This window comes from Pseudomonas sputi, assembly GCF_021603585.1.
Lineage (GTDB): Bacteria > Pseudomonadota > Gammaproteobacteria > Pseudomonadales > Pseudomonadaceae > Aquipseudomonas > Aquipseudomonas sputi.
Genome location: NZ_BQHI01000008.1, coordinates 219,446 through 229,972, shown reverse-complemented (window position 1 = coordinate 229,972; position 10,527 = coordinate 219,446). Strand labels below are relative to the sequence as shown.

The 10,527-nt window shown below is 61.3% G+C and carries 7 protein-coding genes; 6 read left to right on the top strand and 1 reads right to left on the bottom strand.

The genetic code is table 11. From position 1 onward, the window contains the following. A partial coding sequence (locus L6D81_RS14600) for a transposase (RefSeq protein ID WP_143497295.1) occupies positions 1-115 on the top strand: 115 nt, incomplete at its 5' end. A gap of 56 nt (positions 116-171) precedes the next feature. Here the strand turns inward: L6D81_RS14600 and ettA are convergent. Further along, the gene (gene ettA / locus L6D81_RS14595) at positions 172-1,836 is read right to left on the bottom strand and encodes an energy-dependent translational throttle protein EttA (protein ID WP_011336021.1); all 1,665 of its coding nucleotides are present in this window, start codon (positions 1,834-1,836) and stop codon (positions 172-174) included. 276 nt (positions 1,837-2,112) lie between these two features. Here ettA and L6D81_RS14590 point away from each other — a divergent pair, with 276 nt between their 5' ends. The 5 genes from L6D81_RS14590 (at position 2,113) to L6D81_RS14570 (ending at position 10,521) form a co-directional block, all read left to right on the top strand. Then, positions 2,113-5,961, top strand: a complete 3,849-nt coding sequence (locus tag L6D81_RS14590; protein ID WP_236180418.1) for a bifunctional diguanylate cyclase/phosphodiesterase — start codon at positions 2,113-2,115, stop codon at positions 5,959-5,961. Between the two features lie 240 nt (positions 5,962-6,201). Then, a complete protein-coding gene (glyA, locus tag L6D81_RS14585) occupies positions 6,202-7,455 on the top strand; it encodes a serine hydroxymethyltransferase (RefSeq protein ID WP_217830075.1) in 1,254 nt (417 codons plus the stop codon). Between the two features lie 278 nt (positions 7,456-7,733). Next, positions 7,734-9,047 (top strand): C4-dicarboxylate transporter DctA, encoded by a 1,314-nt coding sequence (locus L6D81_RS14580; RefSeq protein WP_236180416.1) that lies wholly within the window; start codon positions 7,734-7,736, stop codon positions 9,045-9,047. Between the two features lie 49 nt (positions 9,048-9,096). Further along, complete coding sequence (locus tag L6D81_RS14575; protein ID WP_236180414.1) at positions 9,097-9,801, top strand: FadR/GntR family transcriptional regulator; 705 nt, start codon at positions 9,097-9,099, stop codon at positions 9,799-9,801. Between the two features lie 24 nt (positions 9,802-9,825). Further along, positions 9,826-10,521, top strand: a complete 696-nt coding sequence (locus L6D81_RS14570; RefSeq protein ID WP_236180412.1) for a GntR family transcriptional regulator — start codon at positions 9,826-9,828, stop codon at positions 10,519-10,521. Positions 10,522-10,527: the final 6 nt, after the last annotated feature.

Here is a 10,527-nt window from a genome sequence, read left to right as displayed (position 1 = left end):
CCAGCTGGAGGGTATCAACAATCGAATAAAGGTCATCAAGCGGATGGCGTACGGTTACCGGGACAGCGAATTCTTTTTCATGAAGATCAAGAGCGTGTTTCCCGGCAATCCGTGATGAACCAAAAAAAAGCGGAACCCGAAGGCTCCGCTTTTTCATGCCACCACCCGTAATCAGGCCAGTTTCTTGTGGCGTACCCGGTGTGGCTGGGCCGCTGCTTCGCCGAGGCGCTTTTTGCGATCGGCTTCGTACTCGGTGTAGTTGCCTTCGAAGAATACCGCTTGCGAGTCGTCTTCGTACGCCAGGATGTGGGTCGCGACACGGTCAAGGAACCACCGATCGTGAGAGATCACAATGGCGGCGCCCGGGAAGTCCAGCAGGGCCTCTTCCAGGGAACGCAGGGTTTCAACGTCGAGGTCGTTGGACGGTTCGTCGAGCAGCAGGACGTTGCCGCCCTCCTTCAGGGTCAGCGCCAGGTGCAGACGACCGCGCTCACCACCGGACAGGTCCTTGACGAACTTCTGCTGATCGCCGCCCTTGAAGTTGAAGCGACCGACGTAGGTACGCGACGGGATCTCGTAGTTGCCGATGCGGATCTGGTCGGAACCGTCGGAGATCTGCTGGAACACGGTCTTGCTGCCGTCCAGGTCTTCACGGCTCTGATCCACGCAGGCCAGTTGCACGGTTTCGCCGATCTCGATGCTGCCGGAGTCCGGGGTTTCCTTGCCCATCAGCATGCGGAACAGGGTCGACTTACCGGCACCGTTACCGCCGATCACGCCGACGATGGCGCCTTTGGGCATGGAGAACGACAGGTTGTCGATCAGCACGCGATCGCCGTAGCCCTTGGTGACGTTCTTGAATTCGATGACCTTGTCGCCCAGGCGCGGACCGGCCGGGATGTAGATCTCGTTGGTTTCCGAACGCTTCTGGAATTCCTGCGACTGCATTTCTTCGAAGCGTTGCAGACGAGCCTTGGATTTCGACTGGCGGGCCTTGGCGCCTTTGCGCACCCACTCCAGTTCTTCCTTCATGGCTTTTTCGTGGGCCGATTGCTGCTTGGATTCCTGGGCCAGACGATCGGACTTGGCTTCCAGCCAGCCCGAATAGTTGCCCTCGTAAGGAATGCCCGCGCCGCGGTCGAGTTCCAGAATCCAGCCGGCGACGTTGTCCAGGAAGTAACGGTCGTGCGTGATCGCTACCACAGTGCCCGGGAAGTCATGCAGGAAGTGTTCGAGCCAGGCAACGGAGTCGGCGTCCAGGTGGTTGGTCGGTTCGTCGAGCAACAGCATGTCCGGGGCGGACAGCAGCAGACGGCACAGGGCCACACGACGCTTTTCACCACCGGACAGGTGTTCGACCCTGGCGTCCCAGGCCGGCAGACGCAGCGCATCGGCGGCGACTTCCAGCTGGCGCTCCAGGTTGTGGCCGTCGCTGGCCTGCAGGATCGCTTCGAGCTTGGCCTGTTCGGCGGCCAGCTTGTCGAAGTCGGCATCCGGGTCGGCGTAGGCAGCGTAGACCTCGTCCAGACGCGCCTGGGCATCCTTGATCACGCTGACCGCTTCCTCGACCACTTCACGCACGGTCTTGGTCGGATCCAGTTGCGGCTCTTGCGGCAGATAACCGATGTTCAGGTCCGGCATAGGGCGCGCTTCGCCTTCGAACTCGGTGTCGACGCCGGCCATGATTTTCAGCAGCGTGGATTTACCCGAACCGTTGAGGCCGAGCACGCCGATCTTGGCGCCAGGGAAGAAAGACAGAGAAATGTTTTTCAGGATTTCCCGCTTCGGCGGAACAACTTTGCCCAGCCGATGCATGGTGAAGACGTATTGAGCCATGGAGAACCTTGGGTCAGTGACTGATGAATGATTGGGACACAGGCGATGCCCGGCCAGACCGTGCGCGTCGTTCACTGGAAGATATCAATGCGTGCGCGCGGAAAGTCTAGGAGCTGGAACGCTCCCGCGTAACCGGCAAAGCTACCTTAATGACGGAAGGCAGTCCAGCCGAGCGGGGCTGGCACTTCGCCACGACTCAAGGCATGCTAGCCGCCCCTTGGGCGTCCGGCTTATAGTGCACGTCGCGCCAGTCCAGCCAGACCGCAGGATTACAGCTTGTCCAATGTCACTCCGCCCGCTTCTGTGAGCAGCACCCAACCGGCGCCCGGCTCGTCCCTGCGCGGAACCTTGAAAGGCGCACTGGCGACGCTGGTGCTGATGCTGCTGGCGCTGCTGTTCTGGCAACTGCTCGATCAACTGCGCGAAACCCAGAAAAACCAGCGCCAATACACCATTGACTACACCGCCGACCTCGCCGCGCAGGTCAGTCTGAACATGGCGTTGAACGCGCAGATCGCCCTCAATCTGCTACCGATCGTCGAACAACCCCAGTCAGCCGACGAACAGCAGGCGCTGCTGCGCAAACTTCAGAAATCACTGCCCGACCTGCGCAGCCTGGCCCTGCTCAGCCCGTCCGGAAAAATCCTCAGCGACAGCGCCGCTGACAGCCATGACGCCGATTACCTCAGCGATCTGGTGCGCCGCAGTCGCGCTCAGGCGCATTACTTCAGCAACGCCGACGACGGCTCGGTGGTGCATCTGCTGCTGCATCAGGCCAGTGGCAGCACTCGCGGATACTGGGCACTGCGGCTGACACCCACCTTCTTCAGTGCACTGACCAAACAGGGCGAAACCGGTATCCGTCCTCTATGGCTGGTGGAAAATCGCATCAACCATCAGATCATCAGTCGCGACGAAGCGATGCCCATCGGCAGCACCAGCGTCCTGACCCCGGACGATCTGGCCAACAGTGTGCTGACCGTGCCGCTGAGCAGCAGCGACTGGCAACTGCGAGGCCTGTTCGACCGCCAGCATGTGCTGGAACAACTGCTGCCGGCGTTCATCGGCAAATGCCTGTTGGGCCTGGCGCTTTCGCTGCTGCCGTTCATCGCGCTGCTCAACATGCGCCGCCGTCAGCGTCAGGTACATGAAGGGCGTCGGCGTTATCAGGATATTTTCGAAGGCACCGGCGTGGCGTTGTGTGTGCTGGATCTTTCGGGGCTCAAGCAGATTTTCGAGAGAGCCCAGATCCAGACCAGCGATCAGCTCAAGGCCTGGCTCGATCAACCGGCGCAGCGCCAGCAATTGCTCCACGAACTGCGGGTCACCGAGGTCAACCAGGTCGCGCTGCAACTGCTCAACGTCAATTCCTGCGACCACGCCTGGCAACTGTTGATCGACGGTCAGCCGCACAGTCAGTGCGCCATCGGCAACCAGGTACTCGACGCCGTGCTCCAGCAGCAAAAGCAGCTGGAACTGGAAATCAAACTGCCGGACATCAATGGCCGCGACCAGCACCTGTGGCTGGTGCTGCGCCTGCCCCAGGAGCAACACGACTACAAGGCCGTGATCCTGAGCATCAACGACATCACCAGCCGCAAGCTGATCGAACTGTCGCTGCTGGAGCGCGAAGGCTTCTGGTCGGACGTGGTGCGTACCGTGCCGGATCATCTGTATGTGCAGGACGTGATCAGCCAGCGGATGATTTTCAGCAACCACCACCTAGGCCAGACGCTGGGTTACAACCGCACCGAGCTGCATCAGATGGGCGAATATTTCTGGGAAATCCTCCTGCACCCGGAAGACGCCGACTATTACCACCGCTCGCGGCAGATGCAGCGTCACGCCGGTTACAGCCAGTTGCTGCAATGCCAGCTGCGCTTCCGTCATCGCGACGGCAAGTGGCGGCGCTTTGACATTCGCGAACAGGCGCTGGCCCGGGACAAGCACGATCAGGTCACCCGGATCATCGGCGTGGCCAAGGACATCACCGAGCAGATCGAAGCCAGCGAATCCCTGCGCGACAGCGAGCAGCGCTACCGGATGCTCGCCGAAAGCATCAGCGACGTGATTTTCTCCACCGACAGCCAGCTGTCGCTGAACTACGTCAGCCCCTCGGTGCAGGCCGTGCTGGGCTATGACGCCGAATGGATTTTCCAGAACGGCTGGCAATCGACCATCGCCAACCCGCAGCAACTGAGCGGCATCTATCACCTGATGGATCGCGTCAGCAAAGCCCTGGGCAAACCCGAGCAACTGGTGATTTTGCGCAGCCAGGTGCAGACCCAGATGTTCCTGTTCGACTGCCTGCGCGCCGACGGCCGCAAGATCCCGATCGAACTGCGTCTGGTGCTGGTGTGGGACGAACATGGCGCCTTCGAAGGGGTGCTCGGGGTCGGTCGCGACATCAGCCAGCAGCGCCGCGCCGAAAAAGACCTGCGCATGGCGGCCACGGTATTCGAGCACTCGACCTCGGCGATTCTGATCACCGACCCGGCCGGTTATATCGTCCAGGCCAACGAGGCGTTCAGCCGGGTCAGCGGCTACGCAGTGAGCGAAGTGCTCGACCAGTTGCCGAACATGCTGACCGTCGACGAACAGCAGGACGCGCACCTGCGCTACGTGCTCAAGCAGTTGCACCAGCACAGCACCTGGGAAGGCGAAGTCTGGCTCAAGCGCCGCAACGGCGAGCACTACCCGGCGTGGGTCGGCATCACCGCCGTGCTCGATGACGAGGGCGACCTGGCCAGTTACGTCTGCTTCTTCAGCGACATCAGCGAGCGCAAGGCCAGTGAGCAGCGGATTCACCGCCTGGCCTACTACGACGCCCTGACCCATCTGCCAAACCGCACGCTGTTTCAGGATCGCCTGCACACCGCGCTGCAATCGGCCGAACGACAGAAGTCGTGGGTGGTGCTGATGTTCCTCGACCTCGACCGTTTCAAACCGATCAACGACTCCCTCGGCCACGCCGCCGGCGACCGCATGCTCAAGGACATGGCCACGCGCCTGCTGGCCTGCGTCGACGATGACGACACCGTGGCGCGGATGGGCGGCGACGAATTCACCCTGCTTCTGCAACACCGCTCCAGCCGCGAAATGGCACTGAACCGCGCGATCCACGTGGCCGAGCAGATTCTGGGCAGCCTAGTGCGACCGTTCGTGCTGGAGGGTCGTGAGTTCTTCGTCACCGCCAGTATCGGGATCGCTCTGAGCCCGCAGGACGGCAATGAACTCAGCCAGTTGATGAAAAACGCCGACACCGCGATGTACCACGCCAAGGAGCGCGGCAAGAACAACTTCCAGTTCTACCAGGCCGACATGAACGCCAGTGCGCTGGAACGTCTGGAACTGGAAAGCGACCTGCGCCACGCCCTGGAGCAGAACGAATTCGTGCTGTATTACCAACCGCAGTTCAGTGGCGACGGCAAACGCCTGACCGGCACCGAAGCCCTGCTGCGCTGGCGTCATCCCCGTCGCGGATTGGTCCCACCGGGGGATTTCATCCCGGTGCTCGAGGAGCTCGGGCTGGTGGTGGACGTCGGCGACTGGGTGATCAGCGAGGCCTGTCGTCAGCTCAAGACCTGGCACCAGAACCGCGTGCGCGTACCGAAAGTCTCGGTGAACATCTCGGCGCGGCAGTTCTCCGACGGCCAGCTCGGCACGCGGATCGCCACGATCCTGCGCGAGACCGGCCTGCCGCCGGCGTGCCTGGAGCTGGAGCTGACGGAAAGCATTCTGATGCGCGAAGTCAGCGAGGCGATGCAAATCCTTGCCGGTCTGAAGAACCTTGGCCTGAGCATTGCGGTCGACGACTTCGGCACCGGTTACTCGTCACTGAACTACCTCAAGCAATTCCCGATCGACGTGCTGAAAATCGACCGCACCTTCGTCGACGGCCTGCCGTCCGGTGAGCAGGACGCCCAGATCGCCCGGGCAATCATCGCCATGGCCCACAGCCTGAATCTGGCGGTCATCGCCGAGGGCGTGGAAACCCATGAGCAACTGGACTTCCTGCGCGAGCATGGCTGCGACGAGGTTCAGGGCTATCTGTTCGGACGGCCGATGCCGGCGGGACGGTTCGAGGCGCAGTTCAGCAATGATGCGCTGTTCATGTTCGACTGAAGACCGGCGGCGCGATCTTCGCGAGCAAGCTCGCTCCCACAGGGATTGATGTCGATCACAAAATCGAGGGCCGGCCTCGGTTATTGTGCGAACCGGCTGGTCAGCGAAAAGGCCGGCACGGACGCCACATATCTGGTCATGAACGCCACTTGTCTGCGACATGATGTCGTTTCATATGCCATCCAAAACCCGTTGGGTTAGAATGCCCCCCTTTTCTGCCCCCGATCCTTGAGGACCGCCATGTTCAGCCGTGATTTGACTATTGCCAAGTACGACGCCGATCTTTTTGCCGCCATGGAGCAAGAAGCCCAGCGCCAGGAAGAACACATCGAGCTGATCGCTTCGGAAAACTACACCAGCCCAGCGGTGATGGAAGCTCAAGGCTCGGTTCTGACCAACAAGTACGCCGAAGGCTACCCGGGCAAGCGCTACTACGGTGGTTGCGAGTACGTCGACGTTGTTGAACAGCTGGCCATCGACCGCGCCAAGGAGCTGTTCGGCGCCGACTACGCCAACGTTCAGCCGCACGCAGGTTCGCAAGCCAACGCCGCCGTCTACCTGGCCCTGCTGTCGGCCGGTGACACCATTCTGGGCATGAGCCTGGCCCACGGCGGTCACCTGACCCACGGCGCCAGCGTTTCCTCCTCCGGCAAGCTGTACAACGCCATCCAGTACGGCATCGACGCCAACGGCCTGATCGACTACGACGAAGTCGAGCGCCTGGCGGTCGAGCACAAGCCGAAAATGATCGTGGCCGGTTTCTCTGCCTACTCGCAGATCCTCGACTTCCCGCGTTTCCGCGCCATCGCCGACAAGGTGGGTGCCTACCTGTTCGTCGACATGGCTCACGTGGCCGGTCTGGTCGCCGCTGGCGTCTACCCGAACCCGGTTCCATTCGCTGACGTCGTGACCACCACCACCCACAAGACCCTGCGTGGTCCACGTGGCGGCCTGATCCTGGCCAAGGCCAACGCCGACATCGAGAAGAAGCTGAACTCCGCCGTATTCCCGGGCGCCCAGGGTGGCCCGCTGGAGCACGTGATCGCCGCCAAAGCGATCTGCTTCAAGGAAGCCCTGCAGCCTGAGTTCAAGGCTTACCAGCAACAAGTGGTGAAAAACGCCCAGGCCATGGCCGGCGTGTTCATCGAACGCGGTTTCGACGTGGTTTCCGGCGGCACTCAAAACCACCTGTTCCTGCTGTCGCTGATCAAGCAGGAAATCTCCGGTAAAGACGCCGACGCCGCGCTGGGCAAAGCGTTCATCACCGTGAACAAGAACTCCGTGCCAAACGACCCACGCTCCCCGTTCGTCACTTCCGGCCTGCGCTTCGGTACTCCGGCTGTGACCACTCGCGGCTTCAAAGAGGCTGAGTGCAAAGAGCTGGCTGGCTGGATCTGCGACATCCTGGCAGACCTGAACAACGAAGCGGTGATCGACGCCGTTCGTGAGAAAGTCAAAGCCATCTGCAAGAAACTGCCGGTATACGGCGCTTAATTGCGACGTTAAAACCGCAGCATGAAAAACCGGCCAAGTGATTGGCCGGTTTTTTTTCGTCCGTCAAAAAGTTTTGAACACCAAATGGCTCAAGACCGGGGCATGGCGCCCAACTGGTCAGACCGGTCATGCCAATTCGTCACTTTTCACTTGCGATTAAGAAAAAACAGCGCCTAGACTGCACCCGCACTGGACATACCGGTAAGACCACAATAATTAAGTCCTGAATCTGATGCGCTCCGCGCACGGCAGCCAGGACACCGACCAGGATTCCTCCCATGCTCAGATGGTGCTCGCGTTCAATCTTCCTCCAAGTGGTTCTCGGACTGGTGCTCGGCATCGTCTGCGGGCTGACCCTTCCTGAATACTCGGCCCAGCTCAAGCCGCTCGGCGACGGTTTCATCAAACTGATCAAGATGCTCATCGGCCTGATCGTGTTTTGCGTGGTGGTCAGCGGCATCAGTGGCGCGGGCGACCTGAAGAAGGTCGGTCGAATCGGTCTCAAGTCGGTGATCTACTTCGAAGTGCTGACCACCATCGCCCTGGTAATCGGTCTGGTGTTCGCCTTCACCACCGGTATCGGTAGCGGCGCCAATATTCATCTGGAGCAACTGTCCGCCGCCGACATGGGCGACATCGCCGAACGCGGTCAGCACATGCACACCACTACCCAGTTCCTGATGGACCTGATCCCGACTTCGGTGCTCGGCGCCTTTGCCGACAACAACATCCTGCAAGTGCTGTTGTTCTCGGTGCTGTTCGGCAGCGCGTTGAATCTGGTGGGCGAAGCCGCTTCCGGGATCTCGCGGCTGATCAACGAACTGAGCCATGTGATCTTCCGCATCATGGGCATGATCGTGCGTCTGGCACCGATTGGCGTGTTCGGCGCCATCGCCTTCACCACCAGCAAATATGGCCTCGATTCCCTGCAACACCTGGGCAGCCTGGTCGGGTTGTTCTACCTGACCTGCATCGCCTTCGTCGCGCTGATTCTCGGTCTGGTGATGCGTCTCTCCGGCCTGCGCATGTGGCCGCTGCTCAAGTACCTGCGTGAAGAACTGCTGATCGTCATGGGCACTGCGTCCTCCGATGCCGTGCTGCCGCAGATCATGCGCAAGCTCGAACATCTGGGCATCGGCAGCTCGACTGTCGGGCTGGTGATTCCCACCGGTTACTCGTTCAACCTCGACGGTTTTTCGATCTACCTGACCCTGGCCATCGTGTTTATCGCCAACGCCACTGGCACACCACTGGCCATGACCGATCTGCTGACGATTTTGCTGGTGTCGCTGATTACCTCGAAAGGCGCCCACGGCATTCCGGGGTCGGCGCTGGTGATTCTGGCGGCCACGCTGACGGCCATCCCGGCAATTCCGGTGGTCGGTCTGGTGCTGGTACTGGCGGTGGACTGGTTCATGGGCATCGGCCGGGCGCTGACCAACCTGATCGGCAACTGCGTCGCCACCGTGGCGATCGCCCGCTGGGAAAAGGACATCGACGTGCAGCGGGCGAACAAAGTGCTCAACGGCGAGCAGGGCTATAACTTTCAGCCGAGAAAAACGGTCGCTCAAGCGGCGGCCAAAGAATTCTGAATGAGCGCCGTGCCTGCGCCAATGCAGGCACGGCTCATGGAGCGAACACGTGATTACGTCATCAACCGTCGTCAACTCAGTGGTAGAAAAACTCCGGGCCGCGCTGGCCCGTGGTCAGTGGCGCTCCGGCGAGATGCTGCCGGGTCAGCGTGAACTGGCCGAACAACTGGGCATCAGCCGCCCGAGCCTGCGTGAAGCGGTGATCGTGCTGGAAACCCTCGGCCTGGTGCGCTCGATGCCGGGCAAAGGCGTGGTGGTCCTCGACGCCCAGGCCAGTGACAGTCAAAGCCATGACAGCGCGGTAGCCGGCGCCAGCCTCGAAGACGTGCTGCAACTGCGCTACACCCTCGAGCCGTTCATCGTCGGCCTGGTGGCGCAATCGATCAGCAGCAAGGAAGTCGGGCAGTTGCGCCTGACGCTGATGGACATGCGCGAAGCCCTCGACGCCGGCGACAGCGAGGCTGGCGTCAATGCCTACATCGCCTTCCACGAAGAACTGTTCGCCCTGACCTCGAATCCGATTTTCCAGAGCGTGGTGCAACAGACCAGCAATGCTCTGAAGCAAAGCGCCGAAGTGCTGCGCAATTCGCCGGAGCACCTGGCCGAACGCCTTGAGGAAAACGAAGCCGTGGTGCGCGCGATCCGCAGCAAGAACAGCGCCCAGGCCAGCGCCGAAATGCGCCGGCACATCCTGCGTGAAGGCCAGCGCATGGGCATCGAACTGAATATTCCGGATGACAACCTGAGCCACTGAAACGCCTCACACTGGAGACCGGCCATGAACAGTCTTGCCACGCCGTCGCACCCTCGCCCGACCTCGGCGGCCCTGCCCTTCTCCCGCCTGCAGGCGCCGGTGGACGATCTGTATCCACGCCTGCTCGACGCAATCCTCGAACAGCGCCTGGATGCCGCCAGTCGTTTTACCGAAGACAGTCTCAAGCAGATGTTCGGCGTCAGCCGCGCCGATGTACGTCGGGTGCTGACCCAACTGTCCCATGAGCAGATCATCGTGCTGCGGGCCAACCACCGACCACGCGTGGCCGCGCCGGACGCCGAGCAGACACGTCAGACCCTGCACGCCCGGCGGCTGGCCGAGAACACACTGGTGCGGCTGGCTTGTCAGCACGCGCAGGCTGAAGATTTGAAGCGCCTGCGAGCGTTGATCGAACGTGAGCGTCAGGCGGTGGATAAAGATCGACGCGGCGCAGCGATTCGCCTGTCCGGAGAGTTCCATTTGCAGTTGGCGAAAATGGCGCGGAATGCACCGTTGGCGCACTTTCTCGGCACGCTGGTGCCGCTGACGTCACTGGCGATTGCGCGATGCACTGAAACCACACACAGCTGTTGCGGCTGGCAGGATCACGCCCGGATCGTCGGGGCGATCGAGCGTGATGACGCCGACGAGGCGGTGTCGCTGATGAACCGTCATCTGGATCATCTGGAGCAGACGATTCTCAGCGGCGCCACCCACTGAAGGCGC